Raw genomic sequence first — 22,452 nt, 5'->3', positions numbered from 1 at the left:
TGAATGCAAAGCACAGGCTATATGGTACCGGCCAATGAAAGAGCTATCAGCATCAGCAGCACGGGTATGGCTATAATACCCAGTATGAGCCCTGCTAATGCCAGGCCACGGAATTGTTTGCCCTTCCTCAGCCCCAGTATGCCGAATATTATGGCAGGTATGAAAAGAAGAAAAGTGAAGGGTATGAGGGCTATTACACCGCATGCAAGCGATACGATACCCTCCCAGCCACTGGTATCGCGCGGGGGAGAGGTCTTGTCCTGCTGTTTCCCTGCTTTTTCTTTTTCGTTCTTTGCCAGTACCAGGTGGTGCAGGGTGGCGAGGTCGGCCAGTCGTTCTGCCTTTTTCCGGTCTTTTTTAGATGGGGCAGCAGAGCTGGCAGGGGCCTGTTTCTTTACCAGGAAGCCCGCGTGCGAGTGTAGAGGGGCCAGTAAAAGGGTAGAGGCAAGGAGCAGGAGGAGTGGATATATTTTCATATAGTATCTACAACGCAGAAAGTGTGCAAATGTTTTATATGTACGCTAAGATGATTTTCTTTCCGGTCAGAGAGACAGGACGGTGAAGTATAGCACAACGGCAAGCAGGCCCACAAGACCCAGTATGAGGCCTGCTATGGCCAGCCCCTTGTACTTGTTCTCCCGCCGTATGGCTCGTGATCCGAAACCTACCGCCAGGCCCGAAAAGGCTATGACCACAAGTGCCGGGAATGCGAAGAAAGGACCTACCGCCAGTATGCCACATACCAGGGAAATGATGCTGGGCCTGCCCGACCGATGGTGCCCTTTCCATGACCTGGGTGAGGTTTCGGTACTGTCTGCGGTATGATATGGCGCGGATCCGAACGAAGTGCCGGGATAGATCGCAGCTTGGCTGCCGGTAGCAGGTCTGGTAACAGATGCAGGCTGTACAAGAAAACCACCCATGGCAGGGAATGCAATGCAGAAACAGGCGGTGCATATGAGTAATGCGAGTAAATATCTTTTCATAAGGAGATATAAAAAACAACGTTACCGGGCATGAGACCGGTAACGTTGCGATATTGGTGTATGGAATTCTTTATCAGAACATGCCCAGTATGGCTATAAGCAGCAGTATCACAAGGACATAGATGACGAATGCTACTGCGCCTAGTATAAGCCCTGCGATGGCCAGTCCACGGTGTTTTTTGCCTGCCCTCAGGCCCAGGATACCGAAGATGATGGCAGGCACACATAGCCATGCCGTATACAGGGTGAACAGGGACAATATGCCGCACACAAGCGATACGATGCCTTCCCAGCCACTGTTATCGCGCGAGGCAGCAGGTAGCATCTTGCTGCTTTCTTTTTTGGCAAGCACCAGGTGCTTCAGCGTGGCGATGTCGTTCATGCGGTGCGCCCTTCTCAGTTCTTTCTGAGAAAGTGTGGCATCGGCAGTATTGACGGCAGCGCTGTCGGCCGCGAAGGTGTGTTTCTTGATGAGGAAACCGGCATATGAGTTGTCGATAGCGCCCAGTACCAGGGCAAGGCAGAGGAGTAAACAGAGTTTTATTTTCATAAAAGTGGAACGTTTCGGTAAAGATAAAACATTCTAATTGAATGTACTATATGCCGGTGCAGTATATGATGAATAATTCCTGTTGGCCCTCAGTGGCATAGCTATTACCTTTGTGCTGTGCCTCGCCGCCTGTTGGCCATATTGTTGCTGCTCAGCCTGTCCTACCAGTGTTTTGTGAAACTGGGAATAGTGATATGGTACCAGGTGAACAAGGACTATATTGCAAAGAACCTGTGCGAGAACCGTGCAAAGCCTGAAAAGAAATGCTGCGGTAAATGCTACCTGAACAAACAACTGAAAAAAGCAGACCAGGATAATAATAAGGAAGGCACATCGATACCTGCCAAGTGGAAGATAGGTGAAGTGATGGCCTATACCTTGCCTGCAGCTATTCATATACCTTTTGTTGCGGTAGCGCATACCGGGCATCAGCCACCCGGCAATATAGTTTTCCATCCTCTTTTCCACCCCGGCTCTGTTTTTCACCCGCCTGCTGTGTGCTAATGGCACGATAGTATAATGGATATGCCGTCGTTCGTACGGCGGCCGCATGTGCATATGGCCTGGCCATTGCGGGTGCATATATCCCATTCTTCATTTTTTTCTTCCGACAGGCAATGAAAAATATCATTCTTGTTGCTGCCGCACTTTTTGCGGCAGGCAATGCAGCATACGCATGCGATGTGTGCGGTGCAGGCGCAGGTGGGCAATACATAGGGCTGCTACCGGCCTTCAGCCGCAACTTTGCGGGCATACAATACCTGCGCAGCGATATGTATGGTGCATTCGCATCGGCCTACAAGGGCCGGCCCGATGAGCACACCCACGATGTGTTCCATACCCTGCAGGTATGGGGGCGCTACCGTATAGGGCGCTACCAGGTGTTCGCCTTTGTGCCCTACAGGTACAATGTGCGCCGCAGTACCGAGACCGGCGACCTCGCCAGTAGTGGTATGGGCGATGTGTCGCTGCTGCTGAACCGCGTATTTGTAGAGCGGCAGCAGGGCCGCGTTAGGCATACGCTATTCGGCGGGTTGGGGGCCAAGCTGCCCACGGGGCATTACACATCCATCATGGGGGCAGGCAATGTACAGGCCATGAGCCCGGGTACCGGAAGCTGGGATGTACTGGCCAATGCCAACTATACCCTGCTGCGCGGCAATAGCGGCATGAATGCCGATGTGAGCGGTACGCTTACCACAACATCGCCCGGGGGCTATAGGTATGGCAGCCGTGTGGGTATGGGGGTGTCGGTATTCCGGGCATATACGGTGGGGCAGGTGCGCATATCGCCACAGGTGGGCGTAAGGTATGAATATGCACAGGCCGATGAGTATGAACATTATAAAGGCTGGGTGAACACAGCCAGTGGCGGCGATATATTATTTGCAAGCACAGGCGCGCAGGTGGCATACAGGCAGCATGGCATTAGGGCGATGTGCCTGGCGCCCGTGTATGCACACTATGCAGGCGGCGACATACGCCCCAATTACAGGACAGAAACAGGTTATTTCATTCTATTTTAAAAAAAACGAACAACATTGAGAACGATAAAGATACTGGCAGCCATATGGTGCTGCATAATGACGATAAGCGCATGCAAAAAGGACCATGATGAGGATGGTACCCCAACGGTAGTGAATATAGCCTTCTCGGCACCACAGGCCGCACAAGTGTACCGCAATGGTGATACCATGAACATAGCCGCTACGGTGACCGCCGATGGCGTGATGCATGGCTACGAGCTGCTGGTGACAGATACTGCTACCGGAGAGGTGCTGTGTAACTATGCCGAACACGCGCATGGCGATAGATTCGTGGTGCAGCAGGCCGTGGGGCTGTCAGGCGCCACGGCGCGCGCTATGAAGGTAGATATACGCGTAGAGGTAGACCATGCAGGCAACGAGAAGGAAGCGTATATAGTATGCCGCTACCAGCCATAGGTATGGCACAAAGCACCTAATTTTGCAGTAACAAAAAAACTATACTCATGCGTATATACATATTAGCAGCCGCTTTACTGGTACTGACCGCATCGTGCGGCAATAGCGCCGAACAGGCCACGCAGGCAGAGGGTACGCCCGCAGGGGCACCTGCGATGCAGGCATCCTCCGATCCGAATGTGAAGAAAGACCCCGTATGCGAAATGGCCTACGATGCCGAATGGACCGAATACACGGTACACAATGGCGATACCATTCGCTTTTGCAGCGATGGCTGCAAAATGGCCTTCGAGGCAAGGCCGGAAAAGTATCTGAGAACAAAATAAGAGAAGATACAAAATGAGAAGAGGCGGCCGGAAGGTCGCCTCTTGCTTTTATGTGGTCTGCCTTATCAGTGATGCCCTTTCTTCTTGTTCACCTTCTTTTCGCGCAGGTTCAGCATCTCTACCAGTACAGAGAAGGCCATGGCAAAGTAGATGTATCCTTTTGGTATGCCGTTCTCGAAACCTTCGGCTATGAGGCTGATGCCTATCAGCAGCAGGAAGGAGAGGGCCAGCATCTTTACAGTAGGGTGCTGGTTCACGAACCTACTTACAGCTCCTGCTGCGAACAGCATGATGCCTACCGCTATTATTACAGCAGCTATCATCACGCCCAGGTGGTCGGCCATACCTACGGCAGTGATCACAGAGTCGAGCGAGAATATGATGTCCAGCAGCAGTATCTGTGTTATGATACCCGAGAAGGAATGCACCTTAGGCGTTTTTTCTTCATGGCCGTCGCCTTCCAGCTTTTCGTGTATCTCGGTAGTGCTTTTGTATATAAGGAAAAGGCCGCCTACTATCAGTATCAGGTCGCGGCCCGATATAGATAGCTTTTCCAGCAGGTTATGACTTTGCACATTCATCCATACGCCGGGGTTGAAGAGCTCGCCCTTCAGCCGCATCACCCAGTTTATGGACATGAGCAGCAGCACACGCGTGCCCATGGCCAGGGCAAGGCCCAGCCGGCGGGCCTTATCCTGCTGGTCGGCGGGCAGTTTGCCGGTGAGTATAGATATGAAAACTATGTTGTCTATGCCCAGTACTATCTCCAGTACGGTAAGTGTGATGAGTGATATCCATATCTCAGGATCGGTGAGCCATTCCATGCGGCAAAAGCGTAGCTTATTTATTGAGGCAGCAAAAATACAGAAGTAGTATATATTTACGGCAGCACGCGGCTATTATTAGCAGCGTCTTTACACTATGCCCGCTATAGGAGCCGCATTTTACGAACTGAAAGACCGCCTGCAGCCCTTGTACGACGAGCGGGAGGCTGCGGCCATTGCCCATGGGCTTATAGAGCACATAACGGGAATGAGCAGGCTAGGGCGCCTCACGCACAAAGATGAGCACCTTACCGACACGCAAACAGCTGAGTACGAACGCGTACTGCCGCTGGCACTGCAGGGCGTGCCTATGCAATACATAACAGGCCGCGCATGGTTCATGGGCGAGGAATATGTGGTGAACGCTAATGTGCTGATACCCAGGCCGGAGACAGAAGAACTGGTGGAATGGATAGCAGATGACCACAGGAACGCCAAAGGCCCATTGCGCATACTGGATGCAGGTACGGGTAGCGGCTGCATACCTATAGCGCTGAAGAAAGAACTGCCATGGGCCGAGGTGACCGCCTGCGATATAAGTGCAGGAGCGCTGGATGTGGCCCGGCAGAATGCAAAGAACCTGCACGCAGATGTAAGTTTTATGCAGGTAGATATACTGAACAAGGCAGCATGGCAGGAATTGGGTATGTACGACATCATAGTATCGAACCCACCCTATATACCGCAGGCAGAGGCAGAACGGCTGCATGCCAATGTGCGTGGGCATGAGCCCTGGCTGGCTCTTTTTGTGCCCGATGATGATGCGCTGGTCTTTTACCGGGCACTGGCGCAGATGGGCCATACGCACCTGACGCCCAGTGGTCGCATATACTGCGAGCTGGATACCGATCATGCGCTGCAGACAGCAGCTCTCTTTGTGCAGGAGGGGTATGCCGGTGTGCATGTACGAAAGGATATTCATGGCAACAACAGGATGCTGGTGGCGCACAAGGCGTTTTAGGTTACTTTTGAGTACGTCCTCATTATGGAGCGAACAAGCAGGTCATATCTTCCACCCATCGTATCGGCATTGCTGCTGTGGGTGGTGCTGTACATCATATTTCCATGGTACAGGTATTATATCGATCCTGATGGCACATCTTATCTCACCATATCGCAGCGCTATGCCGATGGCGACATAAGTACTGCCGTGAATGGCCTGTGGAGCCCATGGGCATGCTGGCTTACGGCCCTGCTCATAAAGGCGGGTATGCAGGCGGTACCGGCATCGGTGGTAGTGAATGCGGCAGGCGCTACGGGTTTCCTGTGGGCATCGTGGTCGCTGTTCGTGCGCTTTGGTGTACCTGTGGCGCGGCAGTGGGTATACTGCATGGCGATGGTGGTGTTCCTATGCTTTGCCGTTTTCTGGCAGTCGTTCGATGACCTGTGGGGGTGCTTCCTTATGCTATGCGTATTGCGTATGATGCTGGCGCAGGGCTTTGCGCGCAGGCCTGCATTGTGGGCGGGTATAGGTATGGTGGGCGCGCTGGCCTTCTTTGCCAAGGCCTATTCGCTGCCCTACTTTGTGCTGTGCGTAGGCGTGGGTACTTTCTTCCTGGCAGAAAGGAACAGGCTGCAATGGCTGCGCATAATGCTGGTGGCCGTGCCGGTGATGCTGGCGTGCTGTTTTCCCTGGGTATATATGCTGCACACCAAGTATGGTATATGGACCACATCTACCGCAGGTGCGCTCAATATGTCGTGGTACCTGGTGGGGCATCCCGAATGGAAGACGGGTATAGATATACTGGTGCCGCCCATACATAGCGGCAGTGTGTACTACTGGGAAGACCCGTACTATGTGAACGGCCATCTCTCGCACTACTGGGATTCGTGGCATCTTGCAGGCCTGCAGGTGCTGCGCCTGGGGTACAACTGCCTTATGCTGCTGCGGTGCATGGCAGAGATATCGGTGCTGCTACCGATGATAGGGGCGTATATATTGGTGCAGTTCTTAAAGAAGTTCCGTACGCTGAGTGGCGATATGGCAGCCATGTACCTCTTCTTCCTGCTGCTGCCTGCGGGCTATGTGATGGTACACCTGGAATCGCGCTACCTGTGGCTGATGCTGCCCATAGGTATGGTGGTGGCATGGCATGCCGAGATAGACGGTGTGGCAAGAAAATACCTGCAGCCGTTGTTCATAGCCAGCATAGTGGTGTTCCCGCTATGGCAGTTGCGCGCCATGTGCAACGAGGGCAGAGCAGAGTATGAATTCGCACAAAGGCTGAACGCAGCAGGTATAAAGGGGGCAGATATAGTGAGCGACCTGCATCCGCGGCTGTTATCGAAGATGATGTATTTTTCGGGCAACCGCTTTTATGTCATCAGCAAACAACGGCCTGAGCCAAAAGAGGATAAAGCGGCCAATACCGCACGCCTGGTACAGGATATAAAGCGATACCGCATCACATATTACCTGCACTCGCCCAAGGGAAATGGCAAACTGCGCAATCCGGGTTTTGATGAGATATTTCACGACAACCTGTCCGATGGTGTTTCGCCCATACCGTACGAGAAAGTAATGACAGATACCGCATCGGGTATCATTCTATATAAATTACCCCAGCAGTAGATACCTATGCGTAGGGCAGGCGCTGTATAAGGCCTGTAACTATGGCCGCCATCTTAGGGGCTGCGGCATGTGCGGCTTCCAGTACTTCTTCGTGCGTGATGGTGATGGGCACATCGCTGATGCCTATATCGGTTATCACACTCATAGCGAATACGCGCATGCCACCGTGGCGGGCCACTATCACCTCGGGCACGGTGCTCATGCCCACGGCATCGCCGCCTATTATGTGCAGCCAGCGGTACTCGGCAGGTGTCTCGAAGGTGGGGCCCTGCAGGCCTACATATACCCCCTGCTTTACCGGTATGCCCTTCTCTGCGGCCACCTGTATGGCCAGGTCTATAAGCTCACGGTCGTATGCCTGGCTCATATCGGGGAAGCGGGTGCCGAGGCGCTCATCATTATGGCCGCGCAGCGGATGCTCGGGGAAGGTATTGATGTGGTCGGTAAGTATCATCAGGTCGCCTATACCGAAGTCCTTGTTCATACCACCTGCCGCGTTCGATACTATCATCGTGTCTACGCCCAGCGCTTTCATTACACGAACGGGGAAGGTGATGGTCTGCATATCATAGCCCTCGTAGTAGTGAAAACGGCCCGACATCAACACCACGTTCTGCGTACCCAGCCTGCCGAACACCATTTTGCCGCTATGTCCCTGTACGGTAGATGTGGGGAAATGCGGTATCTCGGAATATTCTATGGTATGTTCCTTTTCTATTATTTCGGTCAGGTCGCCGAGGCCGCTGCCCAATATGATGCCCACGCGGGGCTCGTTGGTGATGCGTGCCTTTATGAATTCGGCCGTCTGCTGTATCCTTTCGTATAAGTGCATGTGTTGTAGTATAAGGGTGGCAAAAATAGGCATTGCCGCTATGGCGGCATAATGCCCGGGCGGCAAAGATAAAGGATAGCGCAGTGGGCAGTTTTAAATTTATGTGAAGTGCCAGTGCACCTACTCCAGCCGTATGGTGGCCTCGGGAATGGCATATTTCTCCAGCTCTGCCAGTTGCTGTTGCATGGCCCGCTTCCATATGGCATTAGTGGGTACCAGCGTTGAGTTGGCCCCCGTGAGCGCTGCCGTCTGCCGGTCGAACTCCAGGTGCAGGTCGGTGAGCTGCTGGTATAGCTGCTCGAAGACCGGGGCTATCTCATCGGCCACATTGGCCATGGTACCTGCATTGTAGTTGCGCCGTATGGTCTCTATCACATGCCGCCGCATTTTGCGGGCGAATATCTCGTATATATCGAAATGTATCTGCTCATGGTCCAGTATGTCCTTCGATCGTACTATCATCCATGAGTCGTGCTTGCTGAAAAGGGCCGTTATATTATAATAGTACCTGTCCTCGCCCAGCGGGTATATGACGGGCGACAGCACCACCACCGATGCCGCCGGGGAGTCTATAGTGATGGGGAACATTCCTGCCGAGTCTATACTGGTGGTGCTGAACATGTACTCGCTCCTTATCTCCTTCTTTTCGCGCAGCAGGCGCTCGGCCCGCGCCTGCCACTGCAGGCTGTCTTCGCTTTTCAGGTCGGGGTTCTGGCGGTCGTTCAGCTTTTTGTAGAAGTCGCGGTAGTCGGGGTATATCACCTTGGCCAGGTCCGAATCCCTGGCGGGCAGGAACTTATTGTACAGGTTCTTATTGGACACAAAATCATCATACGTCAGCTTGCGGGCAGGTTTCCATTTCACATAGAATATATCGTCCAGGCTGCTGTGCGGGTCGGGTATGGCGGCGTTCACATAGGTGGTCGCATCTTTTTGTCTTTTTTTTCGTGGCTTGTCGCGTTCGGGGTTGCGCGGGTGTATCTTCCTGGGCCTGTCGTCGGCAAAACGGTTGCGGGCGCGTTTCACCCTTACCTGCGCATAGCTATCGCAGGTAGTACACAGCAGCAATACCAATATGCACCTGGTAAGAAGGACCTTCATTTTGCCGGCAGGGGTAGCCCCGGCCTATGGCGATAAAGGTACATGTATCTTGCTGTTATTTATAGGGCCTGTGAGCCGGGTATTCCTATTTACAGGCGCGAAAATGTGTAAATAATAAAATATATTTTATTTATAAAATAATGCAGTTAAAATCGAGTTAAACTGTTATTACATATTTTGCTGCCTGTGGCTGTAAGCTATTTTTGTACCTTTGCGCACTTTTCGTATACTTCAATGAACATTCCGGATACCATCGACCGCAGCAGGTTGCCACGCCATATAGCCATAATAATGGATGGTAATGGCCGCTGGGCCAAGGAGCGCGGCGAAGACAGGGTCTACGGCCACTACGAGGGTGTAGTGAGCGTGCGCGCCATTGTAGATGCCTGTTGCGCCATAGGCATAGACTACCTCACATTGTATGCCTTCTCGGCAGAGAACTGGAACAGGCCCAAGGCCGAGGTGGATGCACTGATGGAGCTGCTGGTGAACACCATTCGCAAAGAGGTGGAAGACCTGAGGAAGAACAATGTGCGCATGCATGTGATAGGCGACTTCGAGAGCCTGCCCCAGGTATGCCAGAAAGAGCTGAACGAGGCGATAGAGATAACGGCAGGCAATACCGGGCTGAACCTGGTACTGGCCCTCAGCTACAGCTCGCGCGATGAGATGGCCCGTGCCACACGCATAATAGCAGAGAAAGTGAAGAAGGGCGAGATAGACACTGCCGATATAAACGACCAACTGGTGCAGCAGCACCTGTACACACATGCGTTTCCCGACCCGGAGCTGATGATACGCACCAGCGGCGAATGCAGGATCAGCAATTTCCTGCTATACCAGCTGGCATATGCCGAGCTTTATTTCACCAACGTTCATTGGCCCGATTTCCGTGAGCAGAACTTATATGACGCCCTGCTGAACTACCAGCAGCGCGAGCGCAGGTTCGGCAAAACGAGCGAACAGATACAAACCACCACCAGACCCGATCATGCATAGGGAAATGAGGAAGAACAAAATGCCCGTAAATACCGGAGAATATACTGTTGTGCGTCGTACAGGTGGCCTTGTGCGTATATATATACTGCTCGTATCGTTGTGCATGACGGGTGTTCTCAATGCGCAGGCGCAGCTAGGCGGGTCGGGCTCAGGCTCGGGACTGGGTAGCTACCGCCAGCAGCAGAGCGCCGATCCCAACCGCCCCAAAGAGTACGAGCTGGCAGGTATAACGGTATCGGGTGCGCAATACCTGGATCAGGACCTGCTGATATCGGTAAGTAACCTGATAGTAGGGCAGAAGATACGCCTGCCGAACGATGAGAATATATCGAAAGCGGTGCGCGCCCTGTGGAAGCAGGAACTGTTCTCTAATATAGAGATAACGGTATCGAAGATAATAGACGACAAGATATTTCTGAACATAGCGGTAGAAGAAAGGCCAAGGCTCAGCAAGTACAACTTCAAGAACATAAAGACCGGCGAGGCCAAGGAACTGAAGAACAAGATGCCCCTGGTGACCAACAAGGTGGTGACCGATGCCACCCGCAAGGAGGCCATGGAGCGTATAAAGAAACACTATGTAGACAAGGGCTATGGCCGCGTACAGGTGTCGGTGATAGAGCGCAAGGATACGCTGGCAGTGAACAAGGTGATACTTACCTTCTATATACAGAAGGGGGTGAAAACGCACATAAACCAGGTGAACATAGCAGGCGCCGAGAATGCCACCGAGGCCAGGCTGAAGCGCACACTGAAGGGTACGAAGGAGATGAGCCACATCACCCTGCACCCCGATAAGGCAATGAATGCCTACGGCAGCAGCAAGCGCTCGTTCGGTAAGTACATGCGCGAATTCGGATTTCTGTCGCTGTCGAAGACGATGGATGCATTGGATCCCTATTTCAGGTTCAAGTTCTTTGCTTCTTCCAAGTTCAACCAGACGAAGTTCGAAGAGGACAAGCAGGCGCTTGTGGCCTACTACAACACACTGGGCTTCCGCGATGCCACCATCGATGCCGATACCGTATACCCTGTAAGGAACGGCAACCTGAATGTGGACATCAAGGTAAGGGAAGGCCACAAATACTACTTTGGCGATATAAACTGGAAGGGCAATACCAAATACTCATCAGAGGTGCTGGCACGCGTGCTGGGCATAAAGAAGGGCGATGTATATAACCAGGCACTGCTGGAGACCCGTATGGGCCGCCAACTGAACCCCGAAGGTGGCGAGGATGTGAGCAGCCTGTATATGGACGATGGTTACCTGTTCTTCAACATAGAGCCGGTAGAAATGTCTATAGTAGGCGATACCATCAACTACGAGATGCGCATAACAGAGGGTGCGCAAGCCACCATACGCGAGATAGGCATATCGGGCAATGACCGTACCAATGAGCATGTGATACGCAGGGAACTGTACACCTATCCCGGCGACAAGTTCAGCCGCTCGGCCCTCATACGCTCGCAGCGCGAGATAGCTAACCTGGGCTTCTTCGACCAGGAGAAGATAGGTCTGCAACCCAAGCCGCACCCCGAGGATGGTACGGTGGATATAGATTATAGCGTGGTAGAGAAATCGAGCGACCAGTTGCAGCTTTCTGCAGGTTTTGGCGGTGGTGTCAACTTCTATGGCAACATAGGTATCACGTTCAACAACTTCTCGGCCCGCAACATCTTCAGGCCCAAATTCTGGGATCCGCTGCCTGTGGGCGATGGCCAGAAGTTCTCCATTACCTATGCATCCAACGGGCCTTATTACAATGCCCTTACTACTTCCTTCACCGAGCCGTGGCTGGGTGGCCGCAGGCCCAATGCGCTCTCGGCCAGCCTCACCTTCAACCGTATGGCGCCACAGGGTGCCAGCGGCAACACCTACCTGCAAATGCTGGGTGGCGGCCTGTCTATGGGTAAGCGTCTCTCATGGCCCGATAACTTCTTTGTGTTCAACTACGGTCTTTACTTCAATAACTATAAGCTGAAGAACTACAACCTCATACAGGGTGTGGACTTTGCTAATGGTACCAGCAACGACCTGAACGTGAAGCTGGTGCTGTCGCGCAACTCGCTCGATGGCCCGCTTTACCCGCGCGGTGGTTCCAATATAGCGTTCACCTTCCAGTTCACGCCGCCTTACAGCATGTTCACCGGCAAGGACTATACCAACGAAAGCACTGAGAAGAAGTACAAGTGGATAGAGTACCACAAGTACAGGTTCGTGGCCGATTGGTACCAGAAGGTGCATGGCAACCTGGTGCTGAGGCTGGGTGTGAAGTATGGCTTTATGGGTTACTACAACCAGGGCCTCGGATACTCGCCCTTCGGCCGCTACCAGCTTGGTGGCGACGGTATGACCATGGGCCAGTTCTTCATAGGCAAGGAGATAATAAGCCAGCGCGGCTACGACCCGTATGCACAGGCGGCCACCATCTTCAACAAGTATGTGGCAGAGCTGCGCTATCCGTTCTCGCTGAGCCCCACGGCCACTATATATGGCCTGGCGTTCGTAGATGCGGCCAATGCATGGAACAACTTTACCGAATACAACCCGCTGAAGCTGAACCGCGATGCAGGTGTTGGCATAAGGGTGTTCCTGCCCATGTTCGGCCTGCTGGGCCTCGACTATGGTGTGGGCTTCGACAAGTACGACCCGACATATGGTGTCACCGGGCTGAAGAGCCTTGCCAAATTCACCTTCATGCTGGGCTTCGAGCCGGATTGATGCAGTGTGATGTGTGCTTAGTTCTTATTGTTATAACGCTTATTTTTACATCTAAACTACCGACGTATGAAAAAGGTGCTCTTTAGTTTGATACTTGTTGCCCTTGCTGCCTGTGCACAGGCACAGCAGCGCTACTGCTTTATAGATTCCAAGTTCATATTGGAGAAGATGAGCGACTATAAGGACGCCCAGACCAAGCTGGACAACCTCTCCAAGACATGGCAGGACGAGATAGATGCCAAGATGGCCGAGGTAGAGAAGATGTATAAGGGCTACCAGGCCGAAAAACCCATGCTGTCCGACGAGATGCGCAACCGCCGCCAGGACGAGATAGTGGCCAAGGAAAAGGAGGCCAAAGACCTGCAGAAACAACGCTTCGGCTATGAGGGCGACCTCTTCAAAAAACGCCAGGAGTTCGTAAAGCCTGTACAGGACCGTGTATTCAATGCAGTGCAGAAAATGGCATCGCAGAAGGGGTTCGACCTGGTGCTTGATAAGGCCGGTGGCGTCACCCTTTTCTATGCCGACCCCAAGCTGGACAAAAGTGATGAAGTGTTAAAAGTTCTTGGAATAAACAAATAATGGCACTTACTTTGCAGCTTCATAAAAATTAGGTTTAATATAAATAGTTATAAAACAGTAAAAGCAAAAATGAAAAAGTTGATATTGTTAGTTGCCTGTGGTGTTATGCTCGGCAACATTGCCAAAGCGCAGAACACCGGGATGAAGATAGCGTATATCAATTCTGCAGTACTGCTGCAGTCTATGCCCGAGCGCATCAATGCCGACTCATCACTGGCGAAGTATACCCGTACCTTCCAGGAGCAGATAGAGATAATGACCAAGGAGTTCCAGACAAAGCTCCAGGCATTTCAGACAGGAGAGAAGGGCATGACCGATGCCATGAAGGAAGTGAAGACAAAAGAACTGCAGGACCTGCAGGCCCGCATAGAAAGCACGCAGCAGAGCGCCCAGGAAAAGATACAGCAGAAGAAGCAGGACCTGTACACACCCATACTGGAGAAGGCCGATAAAGCTATAAAGGATGTGGCAAAGGAAAAGAACTACGACTACATATTCGACGTGAACAGCCAGGGTGGCGGTATAGTATACAGCAAGGACGAATATGATATAACCCCGCTGGTAAAGACCAAGATGGGTATAAAATAAGCTCGTTAAAGTATTTCATAAAGCGGCCGTCTCAATTATCTTGAGACGGCCGCATCTTTTTATAAGCGCTATGCACGAATAGAGATCCCCTTGTCTCCCAGTATACGATGCCAGGTCTTGTTATCGGCAAGCATGGCGGTGGTCGCTTTCATCAGCACTTGTACCTGTTTCTCGTGTATGCCTTTTTCCCCCGCGGGTGTGTTCGTTACGGATGGAAGAGACGTGAGATATCTTTCCAGCTCTCTTTTTGTTGTCTTCGATTGTTCTTTCAGCATGTTCCACTCATTGAAGTAGAGTGCGCCTTCTATGGCCGCATACAGGGCCGGAAGAATAATAGTAAGCGATATGGCAAATATGTGCAGCCAGTAACAAATGTTTATGTGAGAGATGTCCATTGCTGTCCAGTGTCCTTTATGCAATAGCTCTGCAGTGGTATAGGCGAAAAGGTACAGAATGTTGATGCCGAATGCGATGGCCACGGCCTTGCTGCCTTGCTCATATTTATGAGGGCGGTTGCCAATGGTCTTGTTTATAGTTTTGGTATGATACGCTATTTGCCCGGTTATCAACTCTTTTACGGCATACTGTGTGAACCACAAAGAGTGGTACTTCGTACTGTTCGCAACTTTATTCATTTCGTCTGCTATTGCGGCTACATCCTGGTCGCTATGTGTTATATCATCATCGGTATCTACAGGCAGGCTGGCAAGGTTATATGTAAGCATGCCCCGTAGCTTTTCGCTTTTCATGCGTTGCTGCAAATAGTGTGCATGGTATTTCAGCATGCGGGCCTTGCGTATGAGCCACCATGTGCGCAGCACGGTAAAGAGTTCGAGATATGTAAGGGCGAACTCTACTATTGCAGGTATTCTGCCATCTGTCTCGCCTGCGGTGTCATGCGGATGCGAGTGGTGGAAATGGTAGCCGACCTTTATAGCGAACAAGACAACGGCAAGGAAGCCGAGACGTATGGCTGCCCACCATACATCTTTATACAGCTTTTTGTATTCTATGGCAGCCTGGTCGGCCTTATTCATTTCAGCTTCTATCCTGTCGTTCAGTTCGTCTTTGGTGCGTGGGGAAACGTGCACCATATGTATGGTCTTGCCGGGTCTTGTTTCGGCATAGTAGCCCAGTATCTCGGCGGTGCCGCCACGGCCGTTGGGCTTTACCTTGTCCCATACGAATATCATCTCATCGCACTTGTCGGCTATGTACAGCCCGGCAGCATAGTAGGCTTCGTTACGCTCCTCATCGGTCTGTGGTATGGCATGTGCCACCACGGTATTCACGCCATGGCCCCTTATATATTCTTCCAGCACCTGCCGCTCTGTTCTCTTTTCGTCAGGTGCTTCGGGGTCGGGTTCGTCGCGAAAATCCTTGCTGTATTCTTCCAGCGCAAAGGGTAGCGCTATATGTAGTTTTGCATTGGGGTAATTTTCGAGGATGACCGTTGCAAAGAGTGTATCTGCACCCGAGGCCAGGGAAGTAAGCCCTATTACCTCCTCCTGCTTGTTGGGTACTATGGCCTGCAGCTCTTTCAGAATGGCATTGTAGGTATTCTTCCTTTCACCGGCGGCTATGTAGCGCTTGCCGGATATTCCTATAGTTACAGGCATAAGGTATTAAGTTCTGATGAACTTAAAGATACGATCTATATGTGAGAAGCTGCTATGCTGCGGCTACCTGTTGTCGTATATATACTGGTACATGGTGCGCTCGGCGCTGCTCATTTTTTTGCTGCGGCGTGCATATACGCGCTCTGCCGTGGCCATCGCCTTATCGAACGTATGTGGCACGAACCCATCGCTGCCGCCCCACGAGAAGGAAGGTATATACTTATCGGGGAAGCCACCGCCATATATGTTGCAAGCCGGGCCTACTACAGTACCCGTATTGAACATGGTATTGATGCCGCATTTGGAATGGTCGCCCATCATCAGCCCGCAGAATATGAGCCCCGTAGAAATGTCCTTACCGCTGGCCTCGTGCCTTACCTTCACTACATCATAGTTGTTCTTCAGGTTAGAGCAGTTGGTATCGGCCCCCAGGTTGCACCATTCGCCTATCACGGCATTGCCAAGGTAGCCATCGTGTGCCTTGTTGCTATTGGCAAAGAACACTGCATTGTTTATTTCGCCGCCCGCCTTGCTGCCGGGGCCTATGGTAGTAGCGCCATATACTTTTGCCCCCATCTTCAGTACACCATGCTCGCATACGGCCAGCGGGCCGCGTATCAGGGTGCCCTCCAGTATCTCGGCATCTTTGCCTATATACACGGGCCCTGTAGTGGCATTGATGATGCAGCCCGCATATATGTTCGCACCTTCTTCTATGAACAGCTTATCGCCCGTTACGGTAACACCTGCGGGTGTAGGAGCGCTCTTCCTGCCCGCGGTCAGCAGGGCAAAATCGGCGGCAATGGCCTTATCGTTCAGCGAGAAGATGTCCCATATGTTCCTTACCTGCATTATCTCGCCATCATAGGCCAGATGCTCCATCTCGTCTTCCACATATATCTCTAGTGCAGCATAGGTCACCATCTCTATGGTATGCGCTGCTATCACTACATCGCCTTTTACCAGCGCCTGACCCGGCCCAAGTTCTTTTATCGCCTGTACCAGTGCCGCAGTAGCGAATACGCTGCCATTGATGAACATGCCTTTATGGCCATTGGCAGGATATAGCTCTTGCAGGTATGCCTCGGTCAGTGTGCCTGTGCTTGTGCCCAGGTACCGCTCCCAGCGTTCGCGCATGGTCAGTATGCCGCAGCGTATATCGGCCACGGGGCGGGTGTGGGTAAAAGGGAGAAGGTCGGCACGCTGTGTGGCGCTATCGAAAAGGATGTGATGCATGAGTACAGGAATATGACGGCCTCAAAAATAACCATAGGGCCGTGAATACCGAAATAAAAAGAGGCCGCACCGATGGGTACAGCCTCTGTATATGGTATGAAGCAGCTTATCAGGCTTTCTTCTCGTAACGCTTCTTGAACTTTTCGATACGGCCGGCAGTATCTACGAACATAGACTTACCTGTATAGAAGGGGTGTGAAGTGTTGGAAATTTCCACCTTTATCACAGGGTATTCGTTGCCATCTTCCCATACTATGGTCTCTTTAGAAGGAGCCGCAGAGCGGGTGATGAATGTCGTCTCGTTAGACATGTCTTTGAACACTACAAGACGGTAAGCTTCAGGATGAAGACCTTTTTTCATTTTGTTACGTTTTAATACATGGATTTGGCCATGCGTGAAATAAGGTCGCAAAGGTAAGCTATTTTCTCATACAGAACGCATTTTTTCAAAATGTAGGGCTGTTCGTATGATAACAGATCATTTATGTGTCACCAGCCCGGTATTGTTCATGAATATCTTCACGGCAATGGCCAGCAGTATGACACCGAAGAATTTGCGCACCACCAATATGCCCGAGGGGCCCAGCAGGCGCTCCAGCAGGTTCACCGACCGCAGGGTGATGTATATGATCAGCAGGTTTATGAATATGGCTATCAGTATGTTGTAGTATTCATAGGCCGCCTTCAGCGACATAACGGTGGTGAGCGTGCCCGAACCCGCTATGAGCGGGAAGGCCACAGGTACCAGGGTACTGCTTTTGGCGCTTCCCTCCTTCTCGGGCTTGAAGAACTCCAGCCCCAGCACCATTTCCAGCCCCAGTATGAAGATGACTATGGAACCCGCTATGGCGAACGATTTTATATCCAGCCCCATGAACTGCAGCATCTGCTCGCCTATGAGGAAGAACAGCAGCATGAGCCCGCCCGATACCAGTGTGGCCAGCATGGCGTTTATATCGCCTATCTTCTTCTTGATGCTGATGATGACCGGTATGGAGCCGAGAATATCTATAACGGCGAACAGTGTGAATGTCACCGTCACTATCTGCGATATGTCTGTCTTTGAGAACCCTATAGCTGCCATAAGAGATACAAGATAATAAGCTGCGGCCTATTTTTCAGATCCTTGCTTACTTTTACCGCTACAAAATTACAACAATGTCGATACCCGGCCACAGCCATACCGCAGCAGAGCGCTTCATGCGTTATGTACAGATAGATACACAAAGCGATCCCACATCGCCCTCGCAGCCCTCTACAGAGAAGCAGAAAGACCTGAGCCGCATACTGGTACAGGAGCTGCAGCAACTGGGCATTACCGATGCCGAACTGGACGAGCATGGGTATGTATATGCCACCATTCCCGCCACTACCGATAAAGATGTGCCTGTACTGTGCTTCTGCTCGCATGTAGATACCGCGCCCGATTGCAGTGGCGCAGGCGTAAAGCCCATATTGCACAGGGCATACGATGGCAGCGATATAATATTGCCCGATGATACATCGGTCGTCATCACTACTACCGAGCACCCTTATCTAAAGGAGCGCATAGGCGATGACATCATCACGGCATCGGGCAAGACCCTGCTGGGGGCCGATGACAAGGCCGGAGTGGCCATAATAATGGACCTGGCGGCCCACCTGGTGGCGCATAAAGAGATAAAGCATGGCAAGATACGCATACTCTTTACCCCCGATGAGGAGATAGGCCGTGGTGTGGCCGCAGTAGATATGAAGAAACTGGACGCCCACTATGGCTATACCCTTGATGGCGGTGAGCGCGGCCACCTGGAGGGCGAGACCTTCTCTGCCGATGCCGCCACGGTCACCTTCAATGGTATAAGCGCCCACCCGGGCTATGCCAAGGGCAAGATGGTGCATGCCATAAAAGTGGCAGGCGCATTCGTAGATATGCTGCCCAAGGACGAATGGTGCCCCGAGGTGACAGAGGGTATGCAGGGATTTGTACACCCTGTGGCCATACAGGGCGGGCTGGAGCAGGCCACTGTACAGTTCATAGTGCGCGACTTCGATACTGCGAAACTCGCCGAGCACGAGGCAAGACTGAAAGGCATAGCTGAGAACGCTGTGGGCATGTTCCCCGGTTCGTCTATGACGTTCGTGGTGAAGGAGCAGTACCGCAATATGAAAGAAGTGCTGGATACCTGCCCGCAGGTAATGGACCACGCGGCCGCGGCATACGAGCGTGCAGGCATCAGCCCGCAGCGCATGAGCATTCGTGGTGGTACCGATGGGTCGCGCCTGTCCTTCATGGGTTTGCCTTGTCCCAATATATTCACCGGGGAGATGGGCATACACTCCAAGCAGGAATATGTGAGCGTGCAGGATATGGAGAAGGCCGTAGAGATACTGGTACACCTGGCCCGGATATGGGAAGAAAAGGCGTAAGAATCATAAAGAAGAGTTCCGGAGAAGACCAATATAGCAGCTATATTGGTCTTTTTTTGTGTATCTTTATAGCATGGAGGCAGTACGCGACAGGCGCATAATACTGGTATACTGGAAGAAAAGGATAGAAAATAAAATGGAGGTGTTCTCCAACCTCAGGAACTTTTGTGCCCATTACCCCGCATATAGCTACAATACCCTTAATAATTACCTGGGCAAAAAGAGAACTGCTTTCGAGAACGAGGATGTGACCGTAGAGCGCAAAAATGTGATAGGCCCACTGCCTATACCAAAACGGCGCAGCATGGAGTTAGTAGTGCGGAAAGGACCAATGAAAGAGGTAGCCGAAGAGAAAGAAGATATATCGTACTGGCAAAGCCGCCCTGCCAGCGAGCGTATCGCGGCCGTTACCCTGCTGGTATTTGGGGGCAAAGCAGGGAGTGCCGGTATCGATAAGACCATCATAAATAAGCGTAAGCTCCATCAATGATACTGGCCCAAGACCTTGCCGACTTTATAGAACTTCTCAACCGTCATAAAGTACGGTATATGGTGGTAGGCGGTTATGCGCTTGCATTTCATGGAAAGCCTCGCTATACCGGTGACATAGATATATGGATAGAGATATCGGAGAAGAATGCTGCCAAACTTTTACGCGTCATCAGAGATTTCGGTATGACGGCACTGGGTTTTGTGAAGGAAGATTTTCTTAAAGAAGGGTATATCTCGCAGATAGGTATGCCACCATTGAGAATAGATATACTGAATAGTATAGACGGCGTAGCATTTGCCGAAGCATATGAAAGAGCAGAAGTAGTGGAAATGGATCACATAAAGATCTATTACATTAGCCTGCGCGACTTCATAAAGAACAAAGAGGCTACCGGCAGGAAAAAAGACCTTGCCGATATAAAAGAGATAAAAGGCGCGGCCGCAGGCAAAAAGAAGCGCGGTAAATAATAACCCTTCCTTATTTCAAATGACCATACAGCCTTATCACCTCCATCGCTTCCTTTACATCATGTACCCTTAGTATATCGGCGCCATTCAGCAGGGCTACCATATTCAGTGCAGTGGTGCCATTGAGGGCATGTTCGGGGTTCACCCGCAGGGGCTTGCATATCATAGACTTGCGGGAAAGGCCCGCCAGTATGGGCTTGTTCAATTCGCGCAGAGTGCCCAGTTCGCGCAGCAGCGCAAAATTATGTTCCACCGTTTTCCCGAAGCCAAAGCCCGGGTCTACTATCACATCCGCTATACCTGCAGCCATGCATTCATCTACCTTGTACCGCAGGTAGCTGTGTACCTCTGCCACCACATCGTTATATCGCGGGTCTTGCTGCATGGTAGCAGGTGTGCCCTGTATGTGCATGGCTATATAGGGCACATGTATAGCGGCCACCGTGGCCAGCATATCGGCATCAAAGGCTCCTGCGCTTATATCGTTCACTATATCGGCTCCTGCCTGTACCGCTGCGCGGGCTGTGGCCGCATTATAGGTATCTACCGACAGCCACACATCCGGGAACCGTTCGCGTATGGCCGTTATGGCGGGTATCACCCTTCGCAGTTCCTCGCTTGGCTCTATCAGCGGCTGGCCGGGCCGTGTACTGGCTCCGCCCACATCCAGTATAGTAGCGCCCTGCTGCAGCATGGCCTCTGCATTGCGCAGCATATCGCTCACTCGGCTGTCGCGCCCCTTGTTATAGAAACTATCGGGCGTGGCATTCAGTATGCCCATTACCATAGGGGCAGTTAGGGGCAGTTCCCGGCCTTTACTCTTTATCGTTTTCAAATATTATGTGAACTTGATAGTTATATGAATAAGCCTGATAATATACAATGTGTTAAATGGCCCTGTAAATGTAAGCACATGCAACCTTGTGCGCATTCTTATCATTTATTAATTGCCGGCTGTCGGTAGCTTAAAGATAAATGACTTAATTTCACGCATTATTTAAATCTTTCCACTGCAATGAAAGTTATCATTACCATTCTAAGGGTCGCGGTAGGCCTTTTGTTCATCTTTTCCGGTGTTGTGAAAGCCAACGACCCTCTTGGCCTTACCTACAAGATGAATGAGTTCTTCGAGGTATGGAACATGGGCTTCATGCTCAAGTATACCCTCACATTCTCGGTCCTGATGATAGCGTTCGAGATCATCTCGGGTGTGGCTATGATAGTGGGCAATGCTTTCCGGCTTTATGTCACGCTATTACTCTTGCTTAATATTTTCTTCACCTTCCTTACCTGGTATGCGCTCACATCGGGCAAGATAAAGGAGTGCGGCTGCTTTGGCGATTGCATAAAGATCTCTAATACCGCCACCTTCTACAAAGACGTAGCGCTTACGGCCATAGTCCTCTTCCTGTGGATATTCCGTTACCGTGTGTTCCCCATATTCGATAGGTCTGCTTACAATGCTGCCATAGTGGGTGTGGGCGCTGTGTTCGCGTTCGGTTTCCAGTGGTGGACACTGAGCCACCTGCCTGTGAAAGATTGCCTGCCCTACAAAGTAGGTAATAATGTACTGGAGAAGATGAAGCCCGGCCCCGACTATAAGGAAGCTACATTTGCTACGAAGTTCGTATACGAGAAGAACGGTGTGAAACAGGAGTTCACTACAGAGAACTACCCGTGGAAAGACCCTAGCTGGAAGTTCGTATCGAGCAATACGGTAGAGGTGACACCGGCTACAGGCCTGCCCGAGATACATGACTTTTCGCTGAACGACTCGAACGATGTGGACCAGGCACAGGCCATACTGGGTGCTAAGGGGTATGTATACATATGGTTCCTGCGCGAGCCGGAGAAGGCCAACATCAAAAAGCTCGATGACCTGAAGGCCCTCGCAATAAAGGCAAAGGCAATGAACATACCGTTCTATGTGGCATGCTCGGCAGGCCGCGACATATGCCAGACCTACCAGGAAGCATGGGGCATGACAGATATACCCTTCATGATACTGGACGGCACTGCCAGCAAGACCGCCATGCGTACCAACCCCGGCCTGATGCTGCTGAAAGACGGTGTAGTAATGAACAAATGGGGCTATCTCGACTATCCGAAGGATGTGGCACAGTAGTGCCGGTGAAAAATATGAATGACAAAAAAGCGCACCCGGGGTGCGCTTTTTTGTTAGATGCCAGCGGAGGTTCCG

At 51.6% G+C, this 22,452-nt stretch carries 25 protein-coding genes; 14 read left to right on the top strand and 11 right to left on the bottom strand.

The features are described 5' to 3' along the window. Window positions 1-17: 17 nt before the first annotated feature. The 3 genes from ABD843_RS13840 to ABD843_RS13830 form a co-directional block, all read right to left on the bottom strand. Window positions 18-476, bottom strand: a complete 459-nt coding sequence (locus ABD843_RS13840) for a DUF4190 domain-containing protein (protein WP_345084225.1) — start codon at window positions 474-476, stop codon at window positions 18-20. Between the two features lie 66 nt (window positions 477-542). After that, window positions 543-986, bottom strand: a complete 444-nt coding sequence (locus ABD843_RS13835) for a hypothetical protein (RefSeq protein WP_345084222.1) — start codon at window positions 984-986, stop codon at window positions 543-545. 73 nt (window positions 987-1,059) lie between these two features. After that, the gene (locus tag ABD843_RS13830; protein WP_345084220.1) at window positions 1,060-1,536 is read right to left on the bottom strand and encodes a DUF4190 domain-containing protein; all 477 of its coding nucleotides are present in this window, start codon (window positions 1,534-1,536) and stop codon (window positions 1,060-1,062) included. Window positions 1,537-1,653: 117 nt separating this feature from the next. Between ABD843_RS13830 and ABD843_RS13825 the strand changes: the two genes are divergently transcribed. From ABD843_RS13825 to ABD843_RS13810, 4 genes are all read left to right on the top strand, one after another. Continuing rightward, entirely contained in the window at window positions 1,654-2,040 is a 387-nt protein-coding gene (locus ABD843_RS13825) for a hypothetical protein (RefSeq protein WP_345084218.1), read from the top strand. A gap of 113 nt (window positions 2,041-2,153) precedes the next feature. After that, window positions 2,154-3,062 (top strand): hypothetical protein, encoded by a 909-nt coding sequence (locus ABD843_RS13820; protein ID WP_345084215.1) that lies wholly within the window; start codon window positions 2,154-2,156, stop codon window positions 3,060-3,062. A gap of 15 nt (window positions 3,063-3,077) precedes the next feature. Continuing rightward, on the top strand, window positions 3,078-3,479 hold the full coding sequence (locus ABD843_RS13815) for a hypothetical protein (RefSeq protein ID WP_345084212.1): 402 nt from the start codon (window positions 3,078-3,080) through the stop codon (window positions 3,477-3,479). A gap of 47 nt (window positions 3,480-3,526) precedes the next feature. Further along, a complete protein-coding gene (locus tag ABD843_RS13810) occupies window positions 3,527-3,805 on the top strand; it encodes a YHS domain-containing protein (RefSeq protein ID WP_345084209.1) in 279 nt (92 codons plus the stop codon). Between the two features lie 65 nt (window positions 3,806-3,870). On the opposite strand, the gene ABD843_RS13805 is transcribed toward ABD843_RS13810, so the two are convergent. Further along, entirely contained in the window at window positions 3,871-4,629 is a 759-nt protein-coding gene (locus ABD843_RS13805) for a TerC family protein (RefSeq protein WP_345084206.1), read from the bottom strand. Window positions 4,630-4,726: 97 nt separating this feature from the next. On the opposite strand from ABD843_RS13805, the gene prmC reads away from it, so the two are divergent. Both prmC and ABD843_RS13795 read left to right on the top strand, forming a co-directional pair. Further along, window positions 4,727-5,590, top strand: coding sequence for a peptide chain release factor N(5)-glutamine methyltransferase (gene prmC / locus ABD843_RS13800; RefSeq protein ID WP_345084203.1), 864 nt, complete (start codon window positions 4,727-4,729; stop codon window positions 5,588-5,590). Between the two features lie 24 nt (window positions 5,591-5,614). Continuing rightward, complete coding sequence (locus tag ABD843_RS13795) at window positions 5,615-7,204, top strand: hypothetical protein (RefSeq protein ID WP_345084200.1); 1,590 nt, start codon at window positions 5,615-5,617, stop codon at window positions 7,202-7,204. A 4-nt stretch (window positions 7,205-7,208) separates the two neighbouring features. Here the strand turns inward: ABD843_RS13795 and ABD843_RS13790 are convergent, their stop codons facing one another. Together ABD843_RS13790 and ABD843_RS13785 are read right to left on the bottom strand one after the other, a co-directional pair. Beyond that, window positions 7,209-8,036 carry a purine-nucleoside phosphorylase gene (locus tag ABD843_RS13790; RefSeq protein ID WP_345084197.1) on the bottom strand — a complete coding sequence of 276 codons (828 nt, stop codon included), beginning with the start codon at window positions 8,034-8,036 and terminating at the stop codon, window positions 7,209-7,211. A 120-nt stretch (window positions 8,037-8,156) separates the two neighbouring features. Further along, window positions 8,157-9,137, bottom strand: a complete 981-nt coding sequence (locus ABD843_RS13785) for a hypothetical protein (protein ID WP_345084194.1) — start codon at window positions 9,135-9,137, stop codon at window positions 8,157-8,159. 234 nt (window positions 9,138-9,371) lie between these two features. Here ABD843_RS13785 and uppS point away from each other — a divergent pair, with 234 nt between their 5' ends. From uppS to ABD843_RS13765, 4 genes are all read left to right on the top strand, one after another. Beyond that, window positions 9,372-10,136: an undecaprenyl pyrophosphate synthase gene (gene uppS / locus ABD843_RS13780; protein ID WP_345084191.1), complete on the top strand. Its 765-nt coding sequence runs from the start codon at window positions 9,372-9,374 to the stop codon at window positions 10,134-10,136. A gap of 4 nt (window positions 10,137-10,140) precedes the next feature. Beyond that, a complete protein-coding gene (locus ABD843_RS13775; protein WP_345084188.1) occupies window positions 10,141-12,858 on the top strand; it encodes a BamA/OMP85 family outer membrane protein in 2,718 nt (905 codons plus the stop codon). 66 nt (window positions 12,859-12,924) lie between these two features. Then, window positions 12,925-13,440 carry an OmpH/Skp family outer membrane protein gene (locus tag ABD843_RS13770; RefSeq protein ID WP_345084185.1) on the top strand — a complete coding sequence of 172 codons (516 nt, stop codon included), beginning with the start codon at window positions 12,925-12,927 and terminating at the stop codon, window positions 13,438-13,440. Between the two features lie 69 nt (window positions 13,441-13,509). Continuing rightward, window positions 13,510-14,028, top strand: a complete 519-nt coding sequence (locus ABD843_RS13765) for an OmpH/Skp family outer membrane protein (protein ID WP_345084182.1) — start codon at window positions 13,510-13,512, stop codon at window positions 14,026-14,028. A gap of 68 nt (window positions 14,029-14,096) precedes the next feature. On the opposite strand, the gene ABD843_RS13760 is transcribed toward ABD843_RS13765, so the two are convergent. The 4 genes from ABD843_RS13760 to ABD843_RS13745 all read right to left on the bottom strand — a co-directional run bounded on the left by ABD843_RS13760 (window position 14,097) and on the right by ABD843_RS13745 (window position 17,967). Then, window positions 14,097-15,647 (bottom strand): hypothetical protein, encoded by a 1,551-nt coding sequence (locus tag ABD843_RS13760; protein ID WP_345084179.1) that lies wholly within the window; start codon window positions 15,645-15,647, stop codon window positions 14,097-14,099. Between the two features lie 63 nt (window positions 15,648-15,710). Further along, entirely contained in the window at window positions 15,711-16,883 is a 1,173-nt protein-coding gene (locus tag ABD843_RS13755) for a GlmU family protein (protein ID WP_345084176.1), read from the bottom strand. Between the two features lie 109 nt (window positions 16,884-16,992). Then, window positions 16,993-17,244, bottom strand: coding sequence for a type B 50S ribosomal protein L31 (locus ABD843_RS13750; protein WP_345084173.1), 252 nt, complete (start codon window positions 17,242-17,244; stop codon window positions 16,993-16,995). A gap of 117 nt (window positions 17,245-17,361) precedes the next feature. Continuing rightward, window positions 17,362-17,967, bottom strand: a complete 606-nt coding sequence (locus tag ABD843_RS13745) for a MarC family protein (RefSeq protein WP_345084170.1) — start codon at window positions 17,965-17,967, stop codon at window positions 17,362-17,364. Between the two features lie 74 nt (window positions 17,968-18,041). Here ABD843_RS13745 and pepT point away from each other — a divergent pair, with 74 nt between their 5' ends. From pepT to ABD843_RS13730, 3 genes are all read left to right on the top strand, one after another. Further along, a complete protein-coding gene (gene pepT, locus ABD843_RS13740; protein ID WP_345084167.1) occupies window positions 18,042-19,292 on the top strand; it encodes a peptidase T in 1,251 nt (416 codons plus the stop codon). 73 nt (window positions 19,293-19,365) lie between these two features. After that, window positions 19,366-19,782: a hypothetical protein gene (locus ABD843_RS13735; RefSeq protein WP_345084164.1), complete on the top strand. Its 417-nt coding sequence runs from the start codon at window positions 19,366-19,368 to the stop codon at window positions 19,780-19,782. After that, window positions 19,779-20,252, top strand: coding sequence for a nucleotidyltransferase (locus ABD843_RS13730; protein ID WP_345084161.1), 474 nt, complete (start codon window positions 19,779-19,781; stop codon window positions 20,250-20,252). Before ABD843_RS13735 ends, ABD843_RS13730 begins: the two co-directional genes overlap by 4 nt. 10 nt (window positions 20,253-20,262) lie before the next feature. Here ABD843_RS13730 and folP read toward each other — a convergent pair whose 3' ends face one another. After that, window positions 20,263-21,087: a dihydropteroate synthase gene (folP, locus tag ABD843_RS13725; RefSeq protein WP_345084158.1), complete on the bottom strand. Its 825-nt coding sequence runs from the start codon at window positions 21,085-21,087 to the stop codon at window positions 20,263-20,265. 180 nt (window positions 21,088-21,267) lie between these two features. Between folP and ABD843_RS13720 the strand changes: the two genes are divergently transcribed. Then, window positions 21,268-22,377 (top strand): BT_3928 family protein, encoded by a 1,110-nt coding sequence (locus tag ABD843_RS13720; RefSeq protein WP_345084155.1) that lies wholly within the window; start codon window positions 21,268-21,270, stop codon window positions 22,375-22,377. Window positions 22,378-22,452 lie beyond the last annotated feature (75 nt).

This window comes from Nemorincola caseinilytica (assembly GCF_039540515.1).
In the GTDB taxonomy this organism is placed as follows: Bacteria; Bacteroidota; Bacteroidia; order Chitinophagales; family Chitinophagaceae; genus Nemorincola; species Nemorincola caseinilytica.
Note: the sequence above shows the minus strand (reverse complement) of the source record. Positions and strands in the feature narration are given on the sequence as shown.

What these genes read in the sequence shown, in the direction of transcription:
- ABD843_RS13765 (WP_345084182.1), top strand. Translation starts at nt 13,510, where the DNA reads ATGAAAAAGTTGATATTGTTAGTTGCCTGTGGTGTTATGCTCGGCAAC.
- ABD843_RS13795 (WP_345084200.1), top strand. Translation starts at nt 5,615, where the DNA reads ATGGAGCGAACAAGCAGGTCATATCTTCCACCCATCGTATCGGCATTG.
- ABD843_RS13810 (WP_345084209.1), top strand. Translation starts at nt 3,527, where the DNA reads ATGCGTATATACATATTAGCAGCCGCTTTACTGGTACTGACCGCATCG.
- ABD843_RS13830 (WP_345084220.1), bottom strand. Translation starts at nt 1,536, where the DNA reads ATGAAAATAAAACTCTGTTTACTCCTCTGCCTTGCCCTGGTACTGGGC.
- ABD843_RS13840 (WP_345084225.1), bottom strand. Translation starts at nt 476, where the DNA reads ATGAAAATATATCCACTCCTCCTGCTCCTTGCCTCTACCCTTTTACTG.
- pepT (WP_345084167.1), top strand. Translation starts at nt 18,042, where the DNA reads ATGTCGATACCCGGCCACAGCCATACCGCAGCAGAGCGCTTCATGCGT.
- ABD843_RS13785 (WP_345084194.1), bottom strand. Translation starts at nt 9,137, where the DNA reads ATGAAGGTCCTTCTTACCAGGTGCATATTGGTATTGCTGCTGTGTACT.
- ABD843_RS13720 (WP_345084155.1), top strand. Translation starts at nt 21,268, where the DNA reads ATGAAAGTTATCATTACCATTCTAAGGGTCGCGGTAGGCCTTTTGTTC.
- ABD843_RS13735 (WP_345084164.1), top strand. Translation starts at nt 19,366, where the DNA reads ATGGAGGCAGTACGCGACAGGCGCATAATACTGGTATACTGGAAGAAA.
- ABD843_RS13835 (WP_345084222.1), bottom strand. Translation starts at nt 986, where the DNA reads ATGAAAAGATATTTACTCGCATTACTCATATGCACCGCCTGTTTCTGC.
- ABD843_RS13790 (WP_345084197.1), bottom strand. Translation starts at nt 8,036, where the DNA reads ATGCACTTATACGAAAGGATACAGCAGACGGCCGAATTCATAAAGGCA.
- ABD843_RS13760 (WP_345084179.1), bottom strand. Translation starts at nt 15,647, where the DNA reads ATGCCTGTAACTATAGGAATATCCGGCAAGCGCTACATAGCCGCCGGT.
- uppS (WP_345084191.1), top strand. Translation starts at nt 9,372, where the DNA reads ATGAACATTCCGGATACCATCGACCGCAGCAGGTTGCCACGCCATATA.
- ABD843_RS13805 (WP_345084206.1), bottom strand. Translation starts at nt 4,629, where the DNA reads ATGGAATGGCTCACCGATCCTGAGATATGGATATCACTCATCACACTT.
- ABD843_RS13820 (WP_345084215.1), top strand. Translation starts at nt 2,154, where the DNA reads ATGAAAAATATCATTCTTGTTGCTGCCGCACTTTTTGCGGCAGGCAAT.
- ABD843_RS13750 (WP_345084173.1), bottom strand. Translation starts at nt 17,244, where the DNA reads ATGAAAAAAGGTCTTCATCCTGAAGCTTACCGTCTTGTAGTGTTCAAA.
- ABD843_RS13745 (WP_345084170.1), bottom strand. Translation starts at nt 17,967, where the DNA reads ATGGCAGCTATAGGGTTCTCAAAGACAGACATATCGCAGATAGTGACG.
- prmC (WP_345084203.1), top strand. Translation starts at nt 4,727, where the DNA reads ATGCCCGCTATAGGAGCCGCATTTTACGAACTGAAAGACCGCCTGCAG.
- ABD843_RS13775 (WP_345084188.1), top strand. Translation starts at nt 10,141, where the DNA reads ATGAGGAAGAACAAAATGCCCGTAAATACCGGAGAATATACTGTTGTG.
- ABD843_RS13770 (WP_345084185.1), top strand. Translation starts at nt 12,925, where the DNA reads ATGAAAAAGGTGCTCTTTAGTTTGATACTTGTTGCCCTTGCTGCCTGT.
- ABD843_RS13755 (WP_345084176.1), bottom strand. Translation starts at nt 16,883, where the DNA reads ATGCATCACATCCTTTTCGATAGCGCCACACAGCGTGCCGACCTTCTC.
- ABD843_RS13730 (WP_345084161.1), top strand. Translation starts at nt 19,779, where the DNA reads ATGATACTGGCCCAAGACCTTGCCGACTTTATAGAACTTCTCAACCGT.